The sequence below is a fragment of the Duganella kummerowiae genome (assembly GCF_053572355.1).
The window spans coordinates 103,596-126,370 of sequence record NZ_JBKFEH010000007.1; the positions used below are offsets into that span (position 1 = coordinate 103,596).

General features: G+C 65.3%; 21 protein-coding genes and 1 tRNA gene. 6 read left to right on the plus strand and 16 right to left on the minus strand.

The features are described 5' to 3' along the window. Positions 1–34: 34 nt before the first annotated feature. Positions 35–445 (minus strand): CBS domain-containing protein, encoded by a 411-nt coding sequence (locus ACLB1G_RS06110; protein WP_491626304.1) that lies wholly within the window; start codon positions 443–445, stop codon positions 35–37. A gap of 86 nt (positions 446–531) precedes the next feature. Next, entirely contained in the window at positions 532–816 is a 285-nt protein-coding gene (locus tag ACLB1G_RS06115) for a hypothetical protein (protein WP_491626305.1), read from the minus strand. Between the two features lie 444 nt (positions 817–1,260). Here ACLB1G_RS06115 and ACLB1G_RS06120 point away from each other — a divergent pair, with 444 nt between their 5' ends. Further along, the gene (locus ACLB1G_RS06120) at positions 1,261–1,887 is read left to right on the plus strand and encodes a PEP-CTERM sorting domain-containing protein (RefSeq protein ID WP_491626306.1); all 627 of its coding nucleotides are present in this window, start codon (positions 1,261–1,263) and stop codon (positions 1,885–1,887) included. Positions 1,888–2,084: 197 nt separating this feature from the next. Here the strand turns inward: ACLB1G_RS06120 and ACLB1G_RS06125 are convergent, their stop codons facing one another. The 3 genes from ACLB1G_RS06125 to ACLB1G_RS06135 all read right to left on the minus strand — a co-directional run bounded on the left by ACLB1G_RS06125 (position 2,085) and on the right by ACLB1G_RS06135 (position 3,306). Then, positions 2,085–2,240 carry a hypothetical protein gene (locus ACLB1G_RS06125; protein WP_491626307.1) on the minus strand — a complete coding sequence of 52 codons (156 nt, stop codon included), beginning with the start codon at positions 2,238–2,240 and terminating at the stop codon, positions 2,085–2,087. Positions 2,241–2,267: 27 nt separating this feature from the next. Beyond that, positions 2,268–2,507 carry a hypothetical protein gene (locus ACLB1G_RS06130; protein ID WP_491626308.1) on the minus strand — a complete coding sequence of 80 codons (240 nt, stop codon included), beginning with the start codon at positions 2,505–2,507 and terminating at the stop codon, positions 2,268–2,270. Positions 2,508–3,219: 712 nt separating this feature from the next. Beyond that, positions 3,220–3,306 (minus strand) — tRNA-Leu (locus ACLB1G_RS06135). A gap of 351 nt (positions 3,307–3,657) precedes the next feature. Here ACLB1G_RS06135 and ACLB1G_RS06140 point away from each other — a divergent pair. After that, entirely contained in the window at positions 3,658–4,572 is a 915-nt protein-coding gene (locus ACLB1G_RS06140; RefSeq protein ID WP_491626309.1) for a family 43 glycosylhydrolase, read from the plus strand. Between the two features lie 4 nt (positions 4,573–4,576). Here ACLB1G_RS06140 and ACLB1G_RS06145 read toward each other — a convergent pair whose 3' ends face one another. The 6 genes from ACLB1G_RS06145 to ACLB1G_RS06170 all read right to left on the minus strand — a co-directional run bounded on the left by ACLB1G_RS06145 (position 4,577) and on the right by ACLB1G_RS06170 (position 12,184). Continuing rightward, positions 4,577–5,599, minus strand: a complete 1,023-nt coding sequence (locus ACLB1G_RS06145) for a PfkB family carbohydrate kinase (RefSeq protein ID WP_491626310.1) — start codon at positions 5,597–5,599, stop codon at positions 4,577–4,579. Then, entirely contained in the window at positions 5,596–5,781 is a 186-nt protein-coding gene (locus tag ACLB1G_RS06150) for an SDR family NAD(P)-dependent oxidoreductase (protein ID WP_491626311.1), read from the minus strand. Before ACLB1G_RS06150 ends, ACLB1G_RS06145 begins: the two co-directional genes overlap by 4 nt. Before the next feature lie 276 nt (positions 5,782–6,057). Then, positions 6,058–8,703, minus strand: a complete 2,646-nt coding sequence (gene cphA, locus ACLB1G_RS06155; RefSeq protein WP_491626312.1) for a cyanophycin synthetase — start codon at positions 8,701–8,703, stop codon at positions 6,058–6,060. A gap of 20 nt (positions 8,704–8,723) precedes the next feature. After that, complete coding sequence (locus ACLB1G_RS06160; protein WP_491626313.1) at positions 8,724–9,623, minus strand: isoaspartyl peptidase/L-asparaginase; 900 nt, start codon at positions 9,621–9,623, stop codon at positions 8,724–8,726. Beyond that, a complete protein-coding gene (locus ACLB1G_RS06165) occupies positions 9,620–11,113 on the minus strand; it encodes an iron-containing redox enzyme family protein (protein ID WP_491626314.1) in 1,494 nt (497 codons plus the stop codon). Before ACLB1G_RS06165 ends, ACLB1G_RS06160 begins: the two co-directional genes overlap by 4 nt. 129 nt (positions 11,114–11,242) lie before the next feature. Further along, a complete protein-coding gene (locus ACLB1G_RS06170; protein WP_491626315.1) occupies positions 11,243–12,184 on the minus strand; it encodes a cyanophycinase in 942 nt (313 codons plus the stop codon). Between the two features lie 209 nt (positions 12,185–12,393). On the opposite strand from ACLB1G_RS06170, the gene ACLB1G_RS06175 reads away from it, so the two are divergent. Beyond that, positions 12,394–16,215, plus strand: coding sequence for a beta-galactosidase (locus ACLB1G_RS06175; protein ID WP_491626316.1), 3,822 nt, complete (start codon positions 12,394–12,396; stop codon positions 16,213–16,215). A 112-nt stretch (positions 16,216–16,327) separates the two neighbouring features. On the opposite strand, the gene ACLB1G_RS06180 is transcribed toward ACLB1G_RS06175, so the two are convergent. The 4 genes from ACLB1G_RS06180 to ACLB1G_RS06195 all read right to left on the minus strand — a co-directional run bounded on the left by ACLB1G_RS06180 (position 16,328) and on the right by ACLB1G_RS06195 (position 17,973). Then, the gene (locus ACLB1G_RS06180; RefSeq protein WP_491626317.1) at positions 16,328–16,780 is read right to left on the minus strand and encodes a hypothetical protein; all 453 of its coding nucleotides are present in this window, start codon (positions 16,778–16,780) and stop codon (positions 16,328–16,330) included. 120 nt (positions 16,781–16,900) lie between these two features. Then, positions 16,901–17,104, minus strand: a complete 204-nt coding sequence (locus tag ACLB1G_RS06185) for a hypothetical protein (protein WP_491626318.1) — start codon at positions 17,102–17,104, stop codon at positions 16,901–16,903. Between the two features lie 29 nt (positions 17,105–17,133). Further along, positions 17,134–17,391, minus strand: coding sequence for a hypothetical protein (locus ACLB1G_RS06190; RefSeq protein ID WP_491626319.1), 258 nt, complete (start codon positions 17,389–17,391; stop codon positions 17,134–17,136). 105 nt (positions 17,392–17,496) lie between these two features. Further along, positions 17,497–17,973, minus strand: a complete 477-nt coding sequence (locus ACLB1G_RS06195; RefSeq protein ID WP_491626320.1) for a glycosyl-4,4'-diaponeurosporenoate acyltransferase CrtO family protein — start codon at positions 17,971–17,973, stop codon at positions 17,497–17,499. Positions 17,974–18,182: 209 nt separating this feature from the next. Here ACLB1G_RS06195 and ACLB1G_RS06200 point away from each other — a divergent pair, with 209 nt between their 5' ends. The 3 genes from ACLB1G_RS06200 (at position 18,183) to ACLB1G_RS06210 (ending at position 21,661) form a co-directional block, all read left to right on the plus strand. Then, a complete protein-coding gene (locus ACLB1G_RS06200) occupies positions 18,183–19,016 on the plus strand; it encodes a hypothetical protein (protein WP_491626321.1) in 834 nt (277 codons plus the stop codon). Positions 19,017–19,043: 27 nt separating this feature from the next. Beyond that, complete coding sequence (locus ACLB1G_RS06205; RefSeq protein WP_491626322.1) at positions 19,044–21,290, plus strand: acylase; 2,247 nt, start codon at positions 19,044–19,046, stop codon at positions 21,288–21,290. A gap of 110 nt (positions 21,291–21,400) precedes the next feature. Next, on the plus strand, positions 21,401–21,661 hold the full coding sequence (locus ACLB1G_RS06210) for a hypothetical protein (RefSeq protein ID WP_491626323.1): 261 nt from the start codon (positions 21,401–21,403) through the stop codon (positions 21,659–21,661). A gap of 27 nt (positions 21,662–21,688) precedes the next feature. Here ACLB1G_RS06210 and ACLB1G_RS06215 read toward each other — a convergent pair whose 3' ends face one another. Continuing rightward, a complete protein-coding gene (locus ACLB1G_RS06215) occupies positions 21,689–22,762 on the minus strand; it encodes a GGDEF domain-containing protein (RefSeq protein WP_491626324.1) in 1,074 nt (357 codons plus the stop codon). Positions 22,763–22,775: the final 13 nt, after the last annotated feature.

Below are 22,775 nucleotides of genomic sequence, written 5' to 3' on the forward strand. Positions count from 1 at the left end.
CGGGCGACGGCGACGCGCCGTTGGCCGCTGGCGGTCAGGCCGGCCTGCTGCGCAGGGCGCGCAGCACGTCGCGCCAGCTGACGATGCCGACCAGCTTGTCGGCCTGGGACAGGATGGGGATGCAGGAAATGTCGTGGCTGGTGAAGACGTCGATGGCGTCATCGAGCGTGGATTCCTCGCGCAGCACCACAGGCCGGCGCGACATCACCTGGTGCACTTTCTTGTTCAGGGTGGCGGTATCCTTGTAGCTCTCGGTGGCGGTGCCGATGTTGGGGCTGAGCGCCTTGTACAGGTCGCGGTCCGAGACCACGCCCAGCAGCTCGCCTTTTTCCATGGCCAGCACGTGGTGGAACTTCCCGTGGTGGAATATCTCTTGGACCAGGGCCAGCTTGTCGTCCAGTTCCACCGTGACGACGTCCCTGCTCATGATGTCTTTCAGCTGCATAATGTCTCCCCATGTCGTGCGCATGCTAGACGCGATTCTACGGCACTTGGGACTAGGCTGGCAGGCTGGCTTGCGGCCGGCCGCGCTCAGCTGGAAAAATCTGCGTTGGGCTGGATATGTCCCGCGACACCGCCAATGCGGTCGCTGTCCGGTATCGCGTATGGGTGCAGGTGTAGCGGATGATCATCGGCCGGGAGGTCGGTGGTGCGCCGCCTGCCTTCGCTGGAAAGCACGCGGGTCAGCGTGCTGGCCGGTATGCCCCATTTGCAGCCATATGCCCACGCCACAGCGCAGCCCCGGATGCGGTCCAGCGCTATGGTTTGTACAATCACGGCCGTGAGTGCGCGGTTGTGTCGGCGTTCTGCCATCATGGTCTATCCCCGAGAGTGTTGCCTGGTCGGCTGGTGTTCGTCATGGCGGCGAACGCTCACGGGTCTGAGGTGGGCGGCGGGCGCAGGCGGAGAAAACCGCCTGCCCAAAAATATAGCACGTCAGCGCTGCCTGCCTTGGACATTGCGCTGACTTTTGGGAGGAAAGCGATTGCCTGTGGGTTGCTTGCAACGCGCACGTTGCACTGCAGCAAAAAAATGGCCGCGCGGAAGAGCGCGGCCCAAAAACCACTTCAGGGTGATGCAGAGACATCGTAGCACTGCTAGCGACAGTGAAAATTACATATCGGTAATGCTTCTGCGAACGCCGATGGCCCCCCATCGACAATGCGCGAACTTATCAGTCTGACTCATATATAAAGCTTTCAAAAAAGAATATAAAATGATAAATTATGCAACTCCAGCCACTTCTTTATAGGTTTTATCATGTATAAAAAACTCTTCTGCGGGTTGATGATGTTGACCAGTCTCCTGGCGTCGACAGCATCGAGCGCCGCTAGCATTGATTTTGAAGACATCACCACTTTCACCAAGGACCCATACAGTAACTCTTACTTCCACACACTCACGACGGAATACGGCGTGCACTGGGGGTCTGGACGATACGATCAGCCGGAGTTTAGCGTGGTGCAAGCTGGCTCCAGCGTGGCCCATTCGGGTAACAATTTGTTGACCGGTCCTCTCCTGGACGGACTGAATATAAAGGGGCGCAATATTTCGTTAACCAGTATGTGGGCGCGGGTGTGCTGCGCACTACCCGACAACAGCTCGCTGTATGTGGCCGCTTACAAAGACGGGAAAGAAATTGACAGGAAGGTGTTCGCAATTACTGACAGCTACCAATTGCTAAACATTAATCTCTCGGGCGCAGACTATATCAACATATTCGGCCTTAGCTACGGGTACCTGATGATAGATGACATGGTTCTTTCTGCCGGAGTAGTGCCTGAGCCCGAGACCTACACTATGCTGCTACTCGGGTTGGGTTTGATTAGCGCGGCGGCCCGTCGGCGCCGTGCAGATAATACTCGTCGCCGCGACGCCTCCATCTGAGGGGAAGCTGCTCAAATCTTCAGTATGGGAGCAGCCTATTGGTGCCAGAGCGGGAACCGCAGAGTTCGCATGTGCGTTTAAAATGCAGGCCAAGTCTGGCTAGCTCGGCCGTTTAATGCCCTGACCGATGCCCCTAACGGACAAAATGGAATGGATTCAGTTCCCGTTTTCTGATTTTTTTGCTTGCTGAATGGACGTTAGGGATTTTTGTCGACCTGATCGTGGCCGCCACATACCCGCATGTGCGCGATCCCATCCTCCAAGGTGAAGCTGGCCTTGTAGGTGTCATCGGTCGTGATGTGGATGGTGTAGACCTTCACCTTTTTCGCTGGATCACGCACGGACGGAACCATGCAGTTCTTCAAGGGGTGAAAGTGCAGCTAGGCTGGCGGGTGGTCGGTATCAAGCAGGATCAGCTGGCCGAGGAATGAGATGGCCTCTTTCCTTGTTGCGGGGATAATTTGGCAAAGGTTTTCTGGAAAGTTGTTGCCAGCATCGACCCGGTAGATAATATTTTTGCCACTCATGCATCCCCGGCAATGCGCTTCAGCATAGTCTCCAGCTCTGCGGCGCTGGAAGCTATTAGCTTCAAGACGTGTTGTCTTCCCTCTGGCATCCATGGCCATCTCCTATCGTAAGATCGTTCGCAACTGCGCGCCCAACGCCGCCCAAGCCGCGAGATTCTCCTCGGCGTAGTCGTGATGCATGTAGTGCCGCCGGACCTTGCTGCCCAGAGCACGTGGTTCTGGGAGCGGTCAATGGCGTCCAGCGACACGCCCAGGCCCGGCATCATCGTCGCGCCGGTACGGCGCAGCGCATGCGGTGACTAGTGCCCGTTGGCGTTAGCGGCCAGTGATGGTGAGAAGGCGCTGGCGCGTGACTGGCCGCGCGGGCGGAAATACGAGGCAGAGTTGGAGGCTGCGCTGGTAGGGTGTCTGCCTACGGCCCGCGCACAGGCGCATCACTACCGGCGGATACCATTTCTCGATTGGCCCGTCCTGCACCCACGGGTCCACGCACACCGGATTAACGATGCCGTCGAGCGCAAAGGGCACCAGTCGAGACTGTCAGCACATCCGGCTTATGGTCAGGCCCTTGCCGACGATGGTGGCCGTCTCGGTATCGGGCCGATCATCAGTCAGTTGAGGCATGTCTACATCAGAGGAAAGCTGGTTTATTAGCTAATATGAGGATCGCATTGATCCCGCGCAGGCGCCATCTCTGTGCAGATTTACTTAAGTAACAATAAATCTTCCACGGTGAATGCGGAACAAGCTCAAATTTGCGGAACTGCACAAATTTTCAGCATTTCTAAGTAGCCCTACGGGTTATTGGTGCCCGGAGCCGGGGTCGAACCGGCACGCCCTTGCAGGCGGGGGATTTTAAGTCCCCAGTGTCTACCAATTTCACCATCCGGGCGAGGGAGGGAGGGCAGGATTCTAGCACAAAGGTAGACAAAATCACCAGCCTGGGCTGCTGCTCAGGTCTGCGCGATAGCATTTTCCAGCCTGTTCGATAAGATTAATTGAAATTTAAGAATCGCAGCCTATCATTGCACTCAGTCAAAACGTGCTTTCTCCACGAACTGACCCCAGCCCCGTCAAGTTGCCGCTTGTTCGGGGCTTTCCTTTTTCCGCCGTTACATTCCTCCCGCCTTGGCACCGAGCTGCTCAAGATAGTGAGTTTTTGCTGCGGCGGCCGCCCGGGTGGCACACAGGCACCGGCCGCGCGCTTAGCATGCGCGCACTGTTCCGCTATCTGGAGTCTGCCATGAAATATCCGCTTGCCGCCCTGCTGGCCATGGCCCTGTCCATGCCGGCCATATCGTTCGCCGCCGAACCGATTTCGCCGCGCTTCAACGCCGATCCTTCACCGCATGTTTTCAACGGCCGCTTTTACCTGTACGCCACCGATGACGCCTCCAACTCCGGTAAGTACTGGGATTCGACCAGCTGGCGCCTGTACACTTCGCCGGACATGAAGACCTGGACCGACGCCGGCATCCCGCTGGACGTCACCGTATTCAAATGGGCCAAGCCGGATGCCAAGGCCTGGGCGCCGGAGGCGGCTTACCGCAATGGCAAATATTACTTTTATGCGCCAGTAGGCGGCGACAAGATAGGCGTGGCCGTCTCCAGCCGTCCGGACGGCGGCTTTGCCGACGCCCGCGCCGATGCGCTGGTGGACAAGGCGCGCGACGCCAACGCTGGCGATGAGCCCATCGATCCGGCCGTGTTCGTGGACCGGCAGGGGCAGGCCTACATGTACTTCGGCACCCGCGTGCCCAAGGTGGTCAAGCTGAAGGCCGACATGGCCAGCCTGGATGGCGCCATCCAGGACGTGGTGATCCAGGGCCTGCCGGCCGGCGACCCCAAGAAAAAGTATGGCGAAGCGCCTTTCCTGCATGAGCATGGCGGCGTGTATTACTTCACCTTCTCGAGCGGCTGGCCGGGCCAGATCCTGTATGCCACCGGCGACTCGCCGCTGGGACCTTTCATCTATCGCGGCGTGGTGATCGATTACCTGAAGATCTCCACCAACCACCAGGCCATCATCGAACACGAAGGCAAAAGCTACGTGTTTTATCACGATAATCTGCTGCCTGGCGGCGGCAGTTACCGGCGCTCGATCACCATCGCGCCACTGGAATACACGGACGGCGGCGCCATCCGCCAGGTACGCTAGGCGCTCAGCGGCGCACGTCCAGCGAGCCTTCCATCATGGACAGGATGCGCTCTTCGGACAAAGGATGGAAGTCGCCCGTCACGCTGTGCTTGGAGCAGGCGGCGGCCAGCGCGAAGCGGGCGCAGTCCATGCTTTCCCAGCCGCGCAGCAGGCCGTGCAGGATGCCTGCCGCGAACGCGTCGCCGGTGCCGATGCGGTCGACAATGCCGCTGATTTCCGTGGCCGCCGTCTGCGCCACGCCGCCGCGGGTGTACAGCGCGGCCGACAGTTCGTGCCGGTCTATGCTGTGCTGCACGCGGGTGGTGGCGGCGATGGCGGCCAGGCGCGGGAAGGCATCGAAGGCCGCTACCATGGCATCGGCCCGCGCACCGTCCGCCAGTGCGGGAGCACCCAGCAGCAGGGCGATGTCGCGCTGTTCGATGAAGGCCAGGTCGGCATGCTCCACGATGGCGCTCAGGATGGCGGCGCCGCTCTCGCCGCGCGCTTCCCACAGTTTGGCGCGGTAGTTGCCGTCGAAGGAGACGCGCACACCCTGGCGCGAGGCGGCGCGCACCGCATCCAGCGCCGCCTGTCCCGCCTCGGCGCTGACAGCTGGCGTCACGCCGGAGACGTGCAGCCAGCCGGCGCCGGCCAGCAGGCTGTCCCAGTCGTAGCGGGACGCGGCGCGGGCCGCGAAGGCCGAGCCGGCGCGGTCATAGATGATGTCCGCCGGGCGCAGCATGGCGCCCGCTTCCAGGAAGTACAGGCCCATGCGGCCGGGCGCGTAGCCGACAGCGCCGGTATCCACGCCATGTCCACGCACCACGTCGCGCGCATGGCGGCCCAATGCCTGGTCGGGGATGGCGCTGACCAGCCGCGCCGTGTGGCCCAGGTGCGCCAGCGAGACCGCCACATTGGCCTCGGCGCCTCCCACGCAGGCCTGTAGCTGCGGGCTTTGCAGCAGCAGTTCGCCGCGCGGCGCGGCCAGCCGCAGCAGCAGTTCGCCGAAGCACACCACGGCACTGGATGAGGGAGGAAAGATGCTCATCGCGCCAGCCATCCGCCATCGACCGCTGGCGCGCACGCGGGCGTGTCGGATGGATCGCTGCGGCCGGCGGCGACGATGTCGGCGCCCGCTGCGGCCAGCGCCACGGCAGTGTCCTGTCCCAGGCCTGTGTCGGCGCCAGTGACGAGCGCCACACGCCCGCTCAGGTCAAACAGATGGTGCATATGCGCTGTCCCTTATTTGAGCTGGCAGATATCCAGCACATTCATGTCAGTGTAATCCAGGTTTTCGCCGCCAATGGCCCGATGACGGCATGGGCGGCGGTCCCGGAGCCCAAGGTCTTGTCGAACATGGACTCTCCGGATGATGGGCGCCGGTGCCGGCGGCTCGCCGCATGATAACGATCACATCCGGCGTACACATTCTAACGGGGTATGCGTGCAAAAAGCAAAGCGCCGCGCCGGGGGAGGCGCGGCGCTCTGGGTGCTGTGAGGCCGCTATCAGGCTGTTTCGGCGGCCAGGGCCAGGTCGGCGGCCATCTCGGCGGCGGCGGGCGGCAGTTCGCTGCGTACCGCCTCGACCACGTCGGCCAGCGCCGAGGCGCAGCTGAACACCAGCACGTCGCCGGGTGCACACGCGGAAATGGCCAGGCGCAGGGCGGTCCGGACGTCGTCGATCTGTTGCAGGCGGCAAGCGGTGCCGGCTGCCTGCGCACCGGCCATGATCAGCCGGCCCGGCTCGCCGGGCGCACGGCCCCGCAGGCTGGACTCGTAGACGGTGAGATCGTCGAAGTGGGCGGCGCAGACCTGGCCCACTTCGCGCAGGTCGGCGTCGCGCCGGTCGCCGGGCGCGGTGATGACGCCGATCAGCCGCCCGCGCGCCATGCCGCGCGCGGCCTGGCCCAGCGCCTTGTAGGCGGCCGGGTTGTGGGCATAGTCCACGATCAGTGTGGCGCCGCCCAGCTTGAAGACATTGGCGCGCAGCGGGTTGGTCTTGTTGTCGGAGACGAAGGTGGCCAGCCCCGCCGCGATCTGGGCCGGGTCGAAGCCGCTGGCGCTGAGCGCGGCGGCGGCCGCCAGCGCGTTGGCGATATTGAAGCGCGCATGGCCGCCCAGCGACATTGGCATGGCGGCCGCGTCCAGCAGTTCCTGGCGCCGCGCGCCATTGCACAGCACCAGCATGCCATCCTGCAGGAAGGCGCCGCGTCCGCCTTGTTCCATGTGCCGCGCCAGCACCGGGTGGTCGTGCGACAGGGCGAAGTACAGCACTTCCACGCCGGGATCGAGCTGCGCGGCCATCGCCACGCAATGGCTGTCCTCGGCGTTCAGCACCACGGCGCGCGAGGCGGCCTTGGCCACCACCGCCTTCACGCGCGACAGGGCGCGCACGGTATCGATGCCGTCCAGCCCCAGGTGGTCGGCGCTGACGTTGAGCACCACGCTGACATCGCAGCGGTCGAAGGCCAGGCCGCGCTTGAGGATGCCGCCGCGCGCCGTCTCCAGCACGGCGAAATCGACTTCCGGCGCGCCCAGCACGGTGCGCGCCGACCAGTAGCCGGAGCAGTCGCCCCTGGTGATGCGCTGGCCGTCGATGTAGATGCCCTCGGTGGTGGTGACGCCGGTGCGCCGGCCCGCCAGGCGCGCCGTATGGCCCAGCAGCAGGGAAGTCGTGGTCTTGCCGTTGGTGCCGGTGACGGCAATCACGGGAATGCGGCCCTGGTCGCCGCCGAACATGGCGTCGGCAATGGCGCCGCCGGCGTCGCGGCTCTGGCCACGGCTGGGATACTGGTGCATGCGGATGCCGGGCGCCGCGTTGACCTCGATGATGGCGCCGCCCTGTTCGCGCAGCGGCTGGGCGATGTCCTGGCACACGATGTCGATGCCGGCCACGTCCAGCCCTATCTTGCGGGCGGCGCGGATGCAGATGTCGCGCGTCTCGGCCGGCAGCAGGTCGGTCACGTCCTCGGCGGTGCCGCCGGTGGACAGGTTGGCGTTGCCGCGCAGGGTGACGTAGCGGCCCGGTTCCGGCACGCTGTCCAGCTCCAGGCCCTGGGCGCGCACGATGGCCTCGGCCGCCGCGTCCAGCGGGATGCGGGTCAGGATATTGGCGTGGCCTTCGCCCCGGGCCGGATTCTGGTTCTCGATCTCGACCAGCGCGCGCACCGTGCGCTGGCCGTCGCCGGTCACGGCGGGCGGCAGGCGGCAGGAGGCGGCGGCAACCTTGTCGCCGGTGACCAGCACGCGGTAGTCGCGGCCCTGCACGTAGCGCTCGACAATGGCGCGGCGGCTGTACTGGCGCGAAAAGTCATAGGCGGCTGCCACTTCCTCCGGAGTCTGGCACATGGTGGTGACCCCCTTGCCCTGGTTGCCGTCCAGCGGCTTGATGGTGACGATGCCGCCCAGGCGGCGCGCGGCGGATTGCGCTTCCTCCACGCTGGCGGCGGTGTGCCCCTTGGGTACCGGCAGCCCGGCTTCGGACAGCAGGGTCTTGGTCAGCTGCTTGTCGCTGGCAATACGGACGGCAATGGTGCCGGTGTCGCCCGTGATGGTGGCCTGCAGCGTCTTCTGCTTGGCGCCCCAGCCCAGCACGAACAGGTTGCCTTCCTCGCTCAGGCGGTGACAGGGGATGCTACGGCGGCGCGCCGCCTCCAGCACGGCGCCGGTGCTGGTGCCGATGGCGCGTCGTTCGGCCTGCTGGCGCAGGGCCGCCAGCGGGGCGTCCATATCGAAGTCTTCGCCGCGCGATAGCGCCGCCACCAGGTCCAGCGCCAGCGCGAAGGCGTCCTGCGCCACGGCTTCCAGCTGGTAGGCGCAGACGATGCGGTAGCGGCCGGTGTGGCTGCGCTCGCGCCGCGTGCGAGAGTAGCTGCCCGGCGCCCCGGCCAGCGCCTGCAATTCCATGGCCACGTGGCGCAGCACGTGGGCCAGGCCGCAGCCGCGCCGCAGGTGGTCGCCCCAGCCGGCCGGCTGGCCGCCAGGGCCGGGATGCCGCTCCAGCGAGGGCAGCAATGCCAGCAGGCGCCCGGCAAAGCCGGGCAGGGCGGCGCTGCTGGCGCCAAGCTCCTGCAGCTCGATCACGGTCAGCAGGCAGGGGATGCCCGCGTACAGGTTGGGGCCGCGCAGCAGCCGTTGTTCTACGATGTGCATGATAGAAAATCCGGTGAGGTTCAGGCTTGAGCCCAGGGCATGTCGCGGTTGCTGGCCGCGCCACTGTCGGTGGCGGTGACGGCGATCAGGCCGACGTCGATCTCGCGGTCGAACAAGCCCACGCCCTGGTCCAGGGCCTGCTGCAGTGGCGTGCCGCCGGCCAGCCATTGATAGACCCGGTGCGCCAGCAAATGGCGCACGATGTGTTCGCCGATGCCGGTGACGGCCACCGCGCCGGCCGGGCCGGCGTAGAAGCCAGCGCCGACGATGGGCGTGTCGCCCACCCGGCCCAGCAGGGACGGTGCGGCGCCGCCGGTCGATGCGGCCACGGCGAAGTGGCCGTCGGCGCCGCGCACCACCGCGCCCACGGTGTCGCAGGCATGCGATCCGGCTGGCGGCGCATCCGGGTAGTTCCACAGGCGCAGGAAGGCCGGGTTGGAGACCCCGTGCCGTACCTCGGTATCGGTGCGCAGCTGCGCCATCAGCGCGGCGTGGCGGCTGCGGGCCTGGTCGGTCACGCAGTCGTATAACGCGAAACCGGCGTTGCGGGCAAAGCGGTCCGCGCCTTCGCCGCACAGCAGCCAGTGCGGCGTGCGCGACACGGCCTCGGCCACCTGCACCGGGTTGCGCACCCGGCGCAAGCAGGCCACGGCGCCCAGGCGGCCATGGGTATCCATTACGGCGGCATCCATTTCGACCGTGTGGCCATCCATGCGCAGCACCGAGCCGGTGCCGGCGTTGAAGCGCGGGTCGTCCTCCAGCACAGTGACGGCGGCGATGGCGGCGGCCAGCACGTCGCCGTCGCGTAGCAGGGCGCTGCGTCCGGCTCCGGCGGCCTGGACGCATCCGTCCACATGGTCGCGCGAGGCGCCGGCGCCGCCGTGCACCACCACCCTGACGGAATACACGGGCGCGTTCATGCGCAATCCAGCAACTGGCAGAACAGGCGGGTGGCCATCAGGCCGCGCGCGCCGTGGTGGCGGGCCGGCGACATCTGGGTCTGCAGCAGTTCCATGGCGGCGCGCTTGCTGCCCTGGGCTGCGACCTGCTGTTCCAGCTGGTACAGGGCCGAGCCGCCGGCCGCCAGGCTGGCCTCTCCATCTTCATAGCGGCGCCGGATGATGCCGCGCAGGCGGCCGTCGTGCTGGCGCGGCGGCGGACCATCGCCCAGCGCATCCAGGGCGCGCATGCGGGCACGGTGGCTGGCCACGCGCGGGCTCTGTGCGCTGCCCGCGCCGTCGCGCGTGCTGGCGATCCAGTCGGCCAGCACCTGCTGCTCGTAGGCGCTGAACACCCCGAACATCTCGGCCCGCTCGCCCTGGATCAGGCGCCAGAAGCGGCTGTGCTCCGGCGCTACGCCGCGTTTGATCCAGCCCGCCGCTTCCAGCGCGGACAGCATGGCCGGGATTTGCGCGCGGTCGGACAGCCAGTCGTTGATGCTGCGGCCCGCCACCCGGCAGTAATCGGAGTGCATGTTCTTGCCGACAGCGGCCTTGTCGGACAGGATGCGCACCAGTTCCGTCTCCAGGTCGAATTCGGCGATCACGCTGGTGGTGCCGGCGCCCAGTTCGTTCAGGCGATAGCCGTCCATCACGCGGCGCATGAAGTCCGGCTCGTCGCCGTGCTGCACCAGCAGCTGGCGCAGCGCCTCGATGGCCTTGTGGGCGTGGCCGGTGCCGGCATTGTCCACCGTGACGTGCAGGGTGAAGTACATGGGATCGACGCCCAGTTCATTGAGTTCGTAGGCCGTGATCAGCAAATGCAGGGGCAACTGTTCGTAACCCAGGTTGTAGCCGATGATCTCGGGCAGGAAGTGGCGCGCGTTCCAACCGAGGGCCAGCTGGATGGCGCCCTGCACGAAGTGGGCGTCGGACAGGTCGTCCCAGTGCGCGCAATCGTGATCGGCCAGCAGCTTCTTGTACAGCACCACGTGGTTCTTGTCCGGCACGCCGTTGCCCAGTTCTTCCAGGTAGGTCTGGATCAGGGGGCGGAAATCGGGATCGTCCCAGTGCGCCAGGCAGCCGTACAGCCAGGCGCCGTCCACCAGCTTGGTGGGCGCCACCGCGCGCAGGAAGTAGCGGGCATGCGACAGGTTGCCGAAGTAGCGGCGCGGGCTGCCTGCGCGGCGCTCGCGCAGGTAGGCGCTGTAGGCCTGGCCCACGGCGTCGGCATGACGCGCCGACCATGTGGACAGCGCGGCCGGGTCCTGGGGCAGGTCGATGGCGCAGGCGCGCGCGGCGTCGATCTCGCGCCGCAGGTAGGCGCGCGCGGCGGCGCGGCGCAGCTCGTCCGGTTCGCCCTGCAGGAACAGGTAGACTTCCTTGGCGCTGGCTGCCGCGCCGTGCTGCGTCTGGGCGGCCGGGGCGGCGGCGCGCTGGGGTAATGCGGATGCCAGGTTGGACGTGGACATAAAGGGTCTCTTCAGTATTTGGGAGTGATAAGGCCAGCCGCCTGGGAGGCTTCTTGCCCGCACGGAATTATCAAGTGCCAAGCTGATGCACCAAATCGGCGCGCAACCCGACACTGTGTGGGACGGGGCTTACACGACAGTCAACCTCGCACTGTGATGCTCCTTGCGTCCCGTGACCATGCGCAGGAAGTCCAACAGCGGCGCCGGCGCCTCGCAACCGGCCGGGGCCCCGGTGCCGGGCCGCTGCTGCGGCGCCAGGCAGTAGCGGCTGCCGGACGGCAGCAGGTGCAGGCGTACGTCGATCAGCTCCGGGCAGTCGTGCAGCTTGGTGTCGGCCATGGTCGAATGCATGTCGCGCCCGTCCACCACGGTCACCGTGCCGGAACCCAGCACCTCGATGCCGACCCCGCGCCGCACCAGCAGAGCGGTGTCCTCGTCTATGCCTATGCCCAGCAGATACGGGTTCTGCGCCACCAGCGTCAGCAAGCGGGGCAGGCGATGCCGCTCGGAGAAATGCTGGTCCACCACCACGCCGTGCAGCAGCCCCAGGCCCGCGCCCATGTTGACCGCGCCTTTTTCCGGCTGCGTGCCGACCTGTCCGGCCGCCAGCATGTGGCCGGACATGGCCGAGGCGCCGGCGCTGGTGCCCGCCACGCAGGCGCCGCGTTCGCGGTAAGCGGCGTGCATTTCCTCGTCCAGGGCGGTGCCGCCGATATTGGCCAGCAGGCGTTTCTGGTCGCCGCCGGTCATGAAGATGCCGCCAGCGCCGCGCAGCAGCCCGGCGCTGGCCGGCGCGTTGGCGTCGGCGCGCGAGGCGATCTCCAGGTGCACGCAATCGGCCACGCCCAGGTCGGCGAAGGCGCGCTGGTACATGTCCCATACCTTGTCCGGCACGGTGCTGGCCGCCGTGATGACGACGATGCGGCTGCTCTTGCCGCCGGACAGCTCGACAAAGCGCGCCAGGATTTCCTTGTCGTCCTCGCGGTCCTCATGGCCGCCGATGATGAGCAGATGGCCCTCGGCCGAGGCGGTGGCCAGGGTGGCGGCGGGATCGTGCTGTAACTCTTGCATGTGTGCTCCTGAAATCAAATTGCTGTTTCTTTCAGCATAAACCTCACCCCGTGGCGGCCCTGTAGGCGCACAGCCCGTCATGCCGTCAGCGCCTGGCGGCAAAATGGACGGTATCGATCAAATCGCTCAAATTGTTGACAAATAGTTGGCTTGGTTTTTTGGTAAAAGCACTTATGATCTGCGCTTGTCTCCACTGTTAGCCCAGACCCATGACCTTCACCGCCACGCCTCGCCATTTTTCCCTTCATCGTGTATTCAAACTGGGCGTGGGGGCGGCGGCGGTCGCGCTGGCCCTGAACGGCATGGCCCAGGAGCTGGGCATCCCCCAGGCCTCCGACACCGGCGCGCAGGATGCGCAGTCGCGCGCCGCCATTGCCGGCTCCAGCTTCCTCATGGTCGGGGTGCCGCTCGGTGCGCAGGACAGGCTGAGCGTGTTTTCCTCGTCCGATGGTTCCACCTTCGCCACGCTGGCCTCGGAAGCTTACGCCAGCGCCCAGCTGCGCGACCCCGCCGTGATCCGGCACGATGGCCATTACTACGTGGTGTACGTAAGCGGCGCCCAGCTGGGCCTCAGCCGCTCGAAAGACCTGAAGCACTGGCAATTCGTGCGCAACGTGCCGGTGGCGCTGCCCGGCCAGGCCAGGGCAGCCGCGCCGCAATGGCTGCGCGACAAGGACGGAACCTTGAAGGTGGTGCTGGCCGGGGGCTACCTGCTGGAGGCCAGCGCTGACCTGGGCAAGTGGAGCGCGCCGAAAGCGCTGCAGGGCCTGGCCGGCAGCCATACCGACACCGTCATTACTGCCACCGATGCAGGCTACACGGCCCTGGCCCGCAACGCGGCCAGCGGCTACATCGAGCTGGCCACGGCTTCTTCACTGAGCGGCCCCTGGACCGTCGCCAAACAGGGCGACTGGGCCGGCTGGGGCCAGTCAGCCGGCGGACAGTCGCTGCTGCGCCTGGCCGACGGCGGCTGGCGCCTGTATTTTGGCGACGCCGCCAGCCGTCTATGGTATGTGGATAGCCAGGGCGGCCTGGATAAATGGAGCAGCAAAAAACTGGTCAGCGGCGTATCCGGCGCCGTCGGCCGCGCCGCCGTCGTGATCGAAGACAGCAAGGCGTTGGCGCAAACCCTGAAGCCGGCCGGCAAACCGGCCAAGGTCAGCTGGGATGAGCATTCGCTGATGGTGGACGGCAAGCGCATCGTGGTGTGGTCGGGCGAGGTCCACCCGTTCCGCCTGCCCAGCCCCTCGCTGTGGCGCGACATTTTGCAAAAGATGAAGGCGGTCGGCTTCAACGGCGTGGCTTTCTACTTCGACTGGGGCTACCACTCGCCCGCGCCGGGCGTGTATGACTTCTCCGGCATCCGCAATGTCGAGCGCGCGCTGGAGATCGCGGAAGAGGAGGGCATGTACGTCATTGCCCGCACCGGCCCCTACGTGAACGCCGAGCTGACCGGCGGCGGCTTCCCCGGCTGGATGTTCCGCAGCCGCGCCGAGGCGCGCACCGACGACCCGGTCTACCTGGCCGCCGCCGACGAGTGGATGACCCAGATTAACGCCATCATCGCGCGCCACCAGGTGACCAACGGCGGCGGCAATGTGATCGCCTACCAGCTGGAAAATGAGTTGGGCAAGGTGGAACCCAAGCACGTGCGCCAGATGGCCCACCTGGCCAGGAAGGCGCGCGCGGACGGCATCACCGTACCCTTCTTCCACAACGCCGCCGGCCGCCTGCCCGACTGGACCCCGCCCGATTCCACCGCGCCCTGGGCCAACCAGGGCCCGACCGACATGTACGCCTTCGACGGCTACCCGGGCGGCACCTGCAATGTGTTTGCCGATCCGTCCGGCCCCAACCAGGCGCCCGACTGGGGCATGTACGGCAAGCCCGGTCCCAAGGCTGGCGCCCTCAGTTCGCCCAAAACGCCCGGATTCGCGGCCGAACTGGGCGGCGGCTGGTTCGACTACTGGGGCTCCAACGGCACCTACAACTGCACGGCCGAGCGCCAGGGCAAGGGCTACCAGCGCGTGTTCTACGGGACCAACCTGATCAACCGCATCACCATCCACAATATCTACATGACCTTTGGCGGCACGTCGTGGGGCTGGCTGGCCGGTCCGGTGGTGTACACCTCCTACGACTACGGCGCGCCGATCTCAGAAGACCGCGGCCTGCGCCCCAAAGCCATCGCGCTCAAGCAGCAGGGCATGTTCGTGCAGGCCGCCGAGCAGGCCCTTGCCTACATGGACAAGGGACCGGAGCTCAAGCCTACCTCGCCCAAGGTCAAGGTCTACCACAACGTCAACCCGCAGCTGGGCACCCACATCCTGTTCGCGGTGCACAGCCCGTCCAGCCTGACCAGCGACGACAGTTTCAGCGTCGAGCTCTCGACCAGGGATGGCGTCTACCAGCTGCCGCTGCGCCTGAAAGGCCAGGACGCCAAGATGCTGCTGGCCAGCTACGCCCTGGAGCGGCAGCACCTGGTGTACTCGACTTCCGAGCTGCAGACCCACTTGCGCAACGGCGAACGCGATATCGCCCTGCTGCATGGCCGTGACGGCGAACAGGGCGAGACTGTGCTGCGCTACACCAGCGCGCCCAAGGTCGAAGTCCTGGCCGGCAAGGTGGAATCCAGCTTCGACGCCAAATCCGGTGACCTCAAACTGCGCTATGTGCATGACGGCCTGGCGCGCGTGCGCATCAGCGGCGGCGGCCGCAGCCCGCTGTTGCTGCTGCTGGCCGATGAAAAGAACAGTCTGAATTTCTGGACCCAGAAGACGGCCGCCGGCCAGGTGCTGCAGCTCACGCCCGCCCTGGTGCGCGGCGCCACCCTGGCCAACGGCCAGCTGAAACTGACCGGCGACACCACCCAGGCCAGCGCCTTCGAGATCTGGGGCCCGGCGTTTTCGTCCGCCACCTTCAACGGCGAGCGCCTGTCGCTCACCACCCAGCCCGATGGCAGCGTGAAGACCGGCAGCGTCAAGGGACCGGACGCCATCAAGCTGCCAAACCTGGCCACGCTGAACTGGAAGCGCCGCGCCGACAGCCCGGAAGCGCAGCCGGGCTTTGACGACAGCCAGTGGGTCAAGGCCGACCACCGCGCCTCGGCAGCCCAGACCTGGACCCTGCCGGAACGCGGCCAGCCCACGCTGTCCATGAGCGACTACGGTTTCCATCATGGTGATGTGTGGTACCGCGGCCGCGCCAAGGTCACCGATCCCAGGACCAACCAACTGGAACTGTTCTATGGCGCCGGCGGCGCCGGCCTGATACAGGTTTGGGTCGATGGCAAATTCCAGGGCCAGCAGGAGCTGGACGTGGGCCGTTCCTTCCCCGAGACCACCGACAGCATCAAGCTCTCGCTGGGCCGGCAGCTGGCGCCGGGCGAGCATGTGATCTCGGTCATGGTGCGCAATAATTCGCACAATTGGGACTTGATGGCGGACGATTACCACCGCGAGGCGCGCGGTCTGATCTCGGCTTCGCTGCACGCCAAGGGCGGCCAGCGCTACGGCGTGCCCATTGAATGGCGCATCCAGGGCAAGCGCGGCGGCGAGCAGATCGTCGATGCGCTGCGCGGCCCGCTGAACAATGGCGGCCTGTATGGCGAGCGCGAGGGCTGGCACCTGCCCACCACCGGCACCAGCGGCTGGAGCGACGCCAAACTGACCGACGCGCCGCCGGCGCCCGGCACCTACTGGCTCAAGACCAGCTTCGCGCTGGACCTGCCCAGGGACCATGACGTGCAGCTGGGCCTGGCCTTTGGCGACGCCAGCAAGCCGCGCTCGGACCGCGAGAACCGCGCGCTCTTGTTCGTCAACGGCTGGAACATGGGCCAGTTCATCGCCAATATCGGCCCGCAGCGCACCTTCGTGATCCCCCCCGGCGTGCTGAACCCGAACGGCCAGAACACCATCGCACTGGCAGTCACCAGCGATGGCCAGCCGGAGAATGCGCTGGAGGAGGTCAAGCTGGTGAACCTGCGCACGGCGCGCGGCGGGGTGCCGTTGGAAGTGCTGCCGTTGCAATAAAGGGCCGCACTGCGGCCTGTGCCGTTCAGTGCAGCCATGCGTTTATCCGCATCGGCCACCCGCTGTGTTGGCGGGCAGCCATGCCGGGTCTACTCCCGGGCGCCCCGGGTGCTTAGCGCACTTCCGGCTGGCCGTCCTTCTTGGCCGTCCGGATGGCGCCGGCCGAGCCGTTTACGGTCGAATCAGGGGCGCCGGTGCGGGTTTCCCCTAGCACGTGCGAGGGCTGGTTCTTGTTGCTCACTTCGGCGCGGACATCGGCGCGGGTTTGCATGCCCGGCTGGGTGACGGTGCGTTCCTGCTGGCGCGTCACGTTCTGGTCGGTAGGCAGCTTGCCGGCGTCATTCTGCTGGGTTGGCATAGCCTGCTGCGACTGCATGCCTTGCTGCGTTTGCATGGCATCGTTCTGCGGCTGCGGCTGCGGCTGCGGCTGCGGTTGTTGCTGCTGCACGACGTCGTTTTGCACCGGCGGCGTATCAACCGGCGTGGGCGTGGTTTGCGCATGGGCGCCGAAGCTGGCGACAGTGGCTGCGGTGGCTGCAATAGCGGCGATGGTCTTGATGTGCATGACATTCTCCATTCTTACGTGGTTACCGAAGGACGGCGTGAAGACATTGTCGCTTCAACGCCGGGTCCGGTAAGTAGGAATAGAGGCCGTGCGCAAGTCAGCCTGCTGCCACCTGGCAGGTCAGCTCTCCGGCATGCCGCGCAGGTATTCGATATCGGCCACGGCCGAGCGCCAGGCGGCCTCGCTGCCATGGGCCGCGTGTTCCAGCGGCAGGCTGATTTCCTTGAGTAGCTTGCCATCGAGTTCGATGCGGTAGCGCAGGCCGCTGTATTCGATATCGTAGGTGCGGCCAGCGCCTTGCTGGCGGGTGTAAGTGTCGTGCATGATGACCTCCTGCGGTAGCTCAAACCATATTACACCGGAATCGCGGCCAGGAACTTGCGGGCGGCCGCGATTTTTTCGTCGATGGTTATGCAGGCAAACTGCAGCGCCTTGGCGCGGGCGGCCTGGGCGCTGGGCAGGGCGCCGCAGCCGGCAATATGGACTACCTTGGGCGTGCCCGGGTCCCAGAACTTGTAGGCGCCGCTCCACAAGCCGCTGCGTGGGCCGAATTCGTAGCGCGAGGCGTGGATTTCGATTTTGTAGCCCCTGTAATCAATTTTCTCTTTCATGGCGTTCTCCGCTGTATGTTCCTCTGAGGGTAAAGAAGAGCATAGGCGGGTGGGGTGCGCTGTTCTGTGCCCTGGCGCACCTAACGGCGCTGTGTTGCATATTGCTCATACCTTGAGTGGCTGGCGCTTCTCCATGGCAGCAATTAATTGATGCAGCCGACGCTTGTTGTATTGCTGAAGCAGGCAAGGATAAAGGTTGCCAACCGCATTCAAGACTATAAAGCTGGCGCCTGTCTTCGGCCCGGCGGCGTTCCATGCGTACACCGTCACCGCCATCATCACGGCAAAGCCTGCCCAATGCGACACCTCTGCGGTGGCCATGTGCTGCCTTATATCCTTCAGCAGCCGCAGGTCGCGCGTCTTCGGCAGCTTGATGTTGGGGTTGAACATGCGCAGCGGCGTCGCCAACAGGATTTTTCGATACAGCCCGACCCCTATCGTTTCGTAGCTTCGTTCGTCAGAAAACAAGTAGCGCTGGCTCAGCCATGCATAAAGAGATGTCTTGCGCAGTACATAGTCCGCGAACAGTCCGATGATGAACGATAGAAACATGACAGCGATCGGATTGGTGAGCACCTGCATCTGGACTCCTGGAGCGGGAAGTTTATCTGGACTAGCATACCATGTTGCTGAAATAGAAAGTATAAATTGCATGCAGGGGCACGGCGGGCTGCTTGCAATTTGCATCCCCAACCCCAGATCCAAGGTTTTTGCATCTGCCCATATGGTGTAGCATGCTGGACGGCGCACCGCGTTGCGGCCCGGCGCGTCCGTATTTCAAGGAAAACCGAATGCAAATCAAGATCAACGATACCCTGCGCAGCTACATCGATCCCCTCACCGAAAGCGAATTCCAGGCCCTGGAGCGCAGCATCCTGGCCGAGGGCTGCCGCGACGCGCTGGTGCTGTGGCAGGATGTGCTGGTCGACGGCCACAACCGCTACGAAATCTGCCAGCGCCACGGCATCCCGTTCAAGGTCACGGAAAACACCAGCTTCCGCAACCTGGACGACGTCAAGCTGTGGATGATCGATAACCACCTGGGCCGCCGCAGCGTGTCGGACTTCCAGCGTGGCGTGCTGGCCCTGCGCAAGAAGGAAATCATGGCTGCGCGCGCGGCCGAATTGTCGGCCCAGGCCGCCGCCGAGGATGCCGCCATCGCGCCGCCCGAGCCATCGGGCGAAGAACAGGCCAAGGCCAAGCCGGCCGCGATGCCGCTGGCCTCGCGCGAGGACATTGCCCGCGCCGCGCGCCTGAGCGCCAACACCATCAGCCAGATCGAGAAGATCCAGAAGACCGCCACCCCGGAACTGGTGGAGGCGGTACGCTCGGGCACCATCTCCATCAACGCGGCCGCCACCGTGGCCTCGCTGCCGGAGGCGGCCCAGGTCGCGGCGGTGGCGGGCGGCAAGAAGCAGCTGCAGCAGGCCGCCAAGGAAGTGCGCGAACAGCGCGCCGCCGCCCGTCCGCCCAAGCCGCCGCGCGAGCCGCAGGAAGGCGAGGAGCCGAGCGAGCTGGAGGCATTGCGCGCCGAAGTGGCCACCCTGCGTCAGCGCAACGCCATCCTGAAGGCGGAGAATGCCGCCCTGCAGGCCCGTATCGACGAGCTGATCGACGCCAGCTGAACCATCACACCACGGAGCTACCACCGCATGTCCTACCTGCGCCCCACGCTGGCCTTGATTGCCTTGCTTGCCTTACATGATCCCGGCGCAGCGGCGCCCGGCGCAGCGGCGCCAGCCTCCGCGCCGGCAGGCGATGCGGCCCGCTGGCAGGCCGCCGCCCAACGCGTCACCATCCTGCGCGACACCTGGGGCATCCCCCACGTGTATGGCAAGACCGACGCCGACGCCGTGTTCGGCCTCATGTACGCGCAGGCCGAGGACGATTTCCGCCGCGTGGAACTGAACTTCATCAACGCCATGGGACGCCTGGCGGAGGTGGAGGGCGAGGCCGAGCTGTACCGAGACCTGCGCATGAAGCTGTTCATCACCCCGGCCGAACTCAAGCGCCAGTACGCGGCCAGCCCGGACTGGCTGAGAAAGCTGATGGTGGCCTGGGCCGATGGCCTGAACTGGTATCTGCACACCCATCCCGAGGTCAAGCCGCAGCTGATCACGCGCTTCGAGCCGTGGATGGCGCTCAGCTTCAGCGAGGGCAGCATAGGCGGCGATATCGAGTCGGTCGACCTCAAGCAGCTGGAACGCTTCTACGGGCCGCCGCGTCCTGCGCCGGCGCGGCCGGGCGGGCCGCCGTACCTGCCCGGCCGTCCCGTGCCGGAACCCGGCCCGAACCGCGACGCCGAGCCCAAGGGGTCGAATGGCTTCGCCATTGCGCCGGCGCAGACCAAAAACGGCCACGCGCTGCTGATGATCAATCCGCATACCTCCTTCTACTTCCGCCCGGAGGTGCAGGTGCACAGCGAGCAGGGCCTGAACGCCTACGGCGCCGTGACCTGGGGCCAGTTCTTCGTCTACCAGGGTTTCAACGACCGCGTGGGCTGGATGCACACTTCGGGCGGCGGCGACGTGATCGATGAGTACCTGGAAACCGTGGTGGAAAAGAATGGCCGCTATTTCTACCGCTACGGCAAGGAACTGCGGCCCTTGAAGGTGGTGGACATCAAGCTGCCCTACAAGAGCGCCACCGGCATGGCCGAGAAGACCATCACGGCCTACTACAGCCACCACGGCCCCATTGTGCGCTCGCGCGAAGGGCGCTGGATTGCGGTCAAGCTGATGAACGAGCCGCTCAAGGCGCTGACGCAATCGTACATCCGCACCAAGGCGCGCAACTACGCCCAGTTCTACAAGACGCTGGAGCTGCGCACCAACTCGTCCAACAACACGGTGTATGCGGATGCGGATGGCAATATCGCCTACTTCCACGGCAATTTCATCCCGCGCCGCGATCCGCGCTTCGACTGGACCCACCCGGTCGACGGCAGCGATCCGGCCACCGAGTGGAAGGGCTTGCACACGGTGGAGGAAACCATTCACCTGTTCAATCCCAAAAACGGCTGGATACAGAACACCAACAACTGGCCGTACACGGCGGCCGGGCCCTACAGTCCCAAGCAGGCCGATTATCCGGCCTATATGTCCAAGAACGGCGAGAACCCGCGCGGCATCCACGCCGTGCGCGTGCTGGAAAACCGCAAGGACTTCACCCTGGACAGCCTGATCAAGGCCGCCTACGACAACCAGCTGCCCGCCTTCGAGCCGCTGCTGCCGCAGCTGTTCGACGCGTACGACAAGCTGGGCAAGGACGACGTGCAGCGCACCGCGCTGGCGCCGCAAATCGAGGCCCTGCGCGGCTGGGACATGCGCTACACGCTGGAATCGGTGCCCACCTCGCTGGCCATCTACTGGGTGCAGGACCTGGCGATGGCCTTCGGTCCCAAGGCGCGCCAGCGCGAGATGCCGGTGCTGGACTACATCCGGGAATGCGTGACGCCGCAGCAGCGTTTGCAAGCCCTGCTGCGCGCGTCGGACAAGCTGGCGGCCGATTTCGGCACCTGGCGCACGCCCTGGGGCGAGATCAACCGCTTCCAGCGCCTGACCGGCGACATCGTCCAGCCGCATGACGACAACAAGCCCAGCCTGCCGGTGGCTTTTGCCTCGGCCAACTGGGGCTCGCTGGCCGCGTTTGGCGTGACCGGTAAGCAGAAGACCAAGCACATCTACGGTGACCGGGGCAACAGCTTCGTGGCGGCGGTGGAGTTCGGCCCGCGCATCGTGGCGCGCAGCATCCTGGCCGGCGGCCAGAGCAGCAATCCGGCCTCGCCGCACTTCAACGACCAGGCGGCCATGTACACCAAGGGCGAGTTCAAGGAGGTCTGGTTCTACCGCGAGGACGTGGAGCGGCATCTGGAGCGCAAATACCACCCGGGGGAATAGGGCCGGCGGCGGGATTTCACTGGATGACGCACTAACCCGTGGCTATGTGGGCCTGCGTACAGAGCGGACGCTGGCAGTGGCCAACACTGGTGTTTTGGGGGGGAATTGCCATGGACTTGCGAATCAAACAGAGGCGAGAAGACGAGCCCGAGCGGCGGACGGACGGTCCAGTGGAATCGATTGATGAAGCGGTGGTGCTGGCGGCCGTTGACGGAATCGGACCTGCGCTGGAGCACATGGTTAGCCATGGGGTGCCGCACGCGACAGCGCTGCGCGTGTTATCCGCGCCCGCCCACCATCGCCGCCCCAGTACCCAGGCTGTCAGCAATGCGCTGCAACTGGTCGCCGCCAAATCGGCAATGAAGAAATAGGCATTGCCTGCCGGTGGCAGCGGCAGATCACTTTGCTGGCGTAAATAGTTGCTGTTTGCTGCGGCGTTCGAGCTTGACGGCATACATGGCTTTGTCCGCGTCCAGCAGATAGTCCGCCAGGCTCATGGTCGAATCGGGATCGCATCGGACTATGCCGGTGCTCAAGCCCACATCATAGGGACGGACTGGCAGGGTACGGTTGAATTCCTGCAGGCGTGCGCCCAGGCGTTCCACGATGCGGTCGGGGCAATCATCCGCGACCGTGAACGCGGCGAACTCGTCTCCGCCCAGGCGCGCAACCACATCCGCTTTCCGGAAAGACTTCCTCAGCACGGCGGCAACGTCGCACAGGAGCTGGTCACCGATGTCATGCCCCTGCTGGTCGTTGATGCGTTTGAGATTGTCCACATCGGCGAAAATGACCGCGCACTGCATCCGTTGGCGCTGGGCAATTTGAAAGCTGCGTTCAGCGTCGAGAAAAAAGCCGCGCCGATTGTTGAGCCCGGTAAGTTCGTCGGTGCAGGACAGCATGCGCAGCGAGTGTTCTTCCTTGTTGCGCCTGTCCAGTTCGAGCGCGTGGGCCGAGCTGCTGGCCTCCAGCGCCTGCGCCTGATCGGCTATTTCCCGCCGCAAGCGCGTTTGCTCCTGAAATTTTCCCATGACTGCGCCTGTCAGCTCGGCGACATCCTGTACGATGGCCAGGGCCGATGACACCATCCTGGTCTGAACGGTATTGGGCCACGACACCAGGATGATCCCCGCGCTTGGTGGGGGGAATTTCGCCCACGCGTAGCGGTTCTCGCCACCGGCTTGATCGATGGACGGTGATACGGTATCGCTGGCCAATAACTGCTGGGCTAGCTCGCTGAGGCCGGCGTGATAACCGAGCTTGCGGCGCACGCCTTCGCCATCGAATTCGATGGCCAGGGCGTCGCCTTCGGTGGCCACGATGATGACCAGAGCGCCGGGATGAAACAGGCGGGAAACGCCGACCCCGATACTGTGCAGGGCATCCAGCGGGGCTGTGGTATTCAACAGTTCCCCGCTCAGCTGCAAGAGGTGCCGAAGTTCAGTCGTCGTGAACGAAGGATTGTTTTTCACTGGACAGTTTCCC

What these genes read in the sequence shown, in the direction of transcription:
- ACLB1G_RS06110 (WP_491626304.1), bottom strand. Translation starts at nt 445, where the DNA reads ATGCAGCTGAAAGACATCATGAGCAGGGACGTCGTCACGGTGGAACTG.
- ACLB1G_RS06115 (WP_491626305.1), bottom strand. Translation starts at nt 816, where the DNA reads ATGATGGCAGAACGCCGACACAACCGCGCACTCACGGCCGTGATTGTA.
- ACLB1G_RS06120 (WP_491626306.1), top strand. Translation starts at nt 1,261, where the DNA reads ATGTATAAAAAACTCTTCTGCGGGTTGATGATGTTGACCAGTCTCCTG.
- ACLB1G_RS06125 (WP_491626307.1), bottom strand. Translation starts at nt 2,240, where the DNA reads ATGGTTCCGTCCGTGCGTGATCCAGCGAAAAAGGTGAAGGTCTACACC.
- ACLB1G_RS06130 (WP_491626308.1), bottom strand. Translation starts at nt 2,507, where the DNA reads ATGGATGCCAGAGGGAAGACAACACGTCTTGAAGCTAATAGCTTCCAG.
- ACLB1G_RS06140 (WP_491626309.1), top strand. Translation starts at nt 3,658, where the DNA reads ATGAAATATCCGCTTGCCGCCCTGCTGGCCATGGCCCTGTCCATGCCG.
- ACLB1G_RS06145 (WP_491626310.1), bottom strand. Translation starts at nt 5,599, where the DNA reads ATGAGCATCTTTCCTCCCTCATCCAGTGCCGTGGTGTGCTTCGGCGAA.
- ACLB1G_RS06150 (WP_491626311.1), bottom strand. Translation starts at nt 5,781, where the DNA reads ATGCACCATCTGTTTGACCTGAGCGGGCGTGTGGCGCTCGTCACTGGC.
- cphA (WP_491626312.1), bottom strand. Translation starts at nt 8,703, where the DNA reads ATGCACATCGTAGAACAACGGCTGCTGCGCGGCCCCAACCTGTACGCG.
- ACLB1G_RS06160 (WP_491626313.1), bottom strand. Translation starts at nt 9,623, where the DNA reads ATGAACGCGCCCGTGTATTCCGTCAGGGTGGTGGTGCACGGCGGCGCC.
- ACLB1G_RS06165 (WP_491626314.1), bottom strand. Translation starts at nt 11,113, where the DNA reads ATGTCCACGTCCAACCTGGCATCCGCATTACCCCAGCGCGCCGCCGCC.
- ACLB1G_RS06170 (WP_491626315.1), bottom strand. Translation starts at nt 12,184, where the DNA reads ATGCAAGAGTTACAGCACGATCCCGCCGCCACCCTGGCCACCGCCTCG.
- ACLB1G_RS06175 (WP_491626316.1), top strand. Translation starts at nt 12,394, where the DNA reads ATGACCTTCACCGCCACGCCTCGCCATTTTTCCCTTCATCGTGTATTC.
- ACLB1G_RS06180 (WP_491626317.1), bottom strand. Translation starts at nt 16,780, where the DNA reads ATGCACATCAAGACCATCGCCGCTATTGCAGCCACCGCAGCCACTGTC.
- ACLB1G_RS06185 (WP_491626318.1), bottom strand. Translation starts at nt 17,104, where the DNA reads ATGCACGACACTTACACCCGCCAGCAAGGCGCTGGCCGCACCTACGAT.
- ACLB1G_RS06190 (WP_491626319.1), bottom strand. Translation starts at nt 17,391, where the DNA reads ATGAAAGAGAAAATTGATTACAGGGGCTACAAAATCGAAATCCACGCC.
- ACLB1G_RS06195 (WP_491626320.1), bottom strand. Translation starts at nt 17,973, where the DNA reads ATGCAGGTGCTCACCAATCCGATCGCTGTCATGTTTCTATCGTTCATC.
- ACLB1G_RS06200 (WP_491626321.1), top strand. Translation starts at nt 18,183, where the DNA reads ATGCAAATCAAGATCAACGATACCCTGCGCAGCTACATCGATCCCCTC.
- ACLB1G_RS06205 (WP_491626322.1), top strand. Translation starts at nt 19,044, where the DNA reads ATGTCCTACCTGCGCCCCACGCTGGCCTTGATTGCCTTGCTTGCCTTA.
- ACLB1G_RS06210 (WP_491626323.1), top strand. Translation starts at nt 21,401, where the DNA reads ATGGACTTGCGAATCAAACAGAGGCGAGAAGACGAGCCCGAGCGGCGG.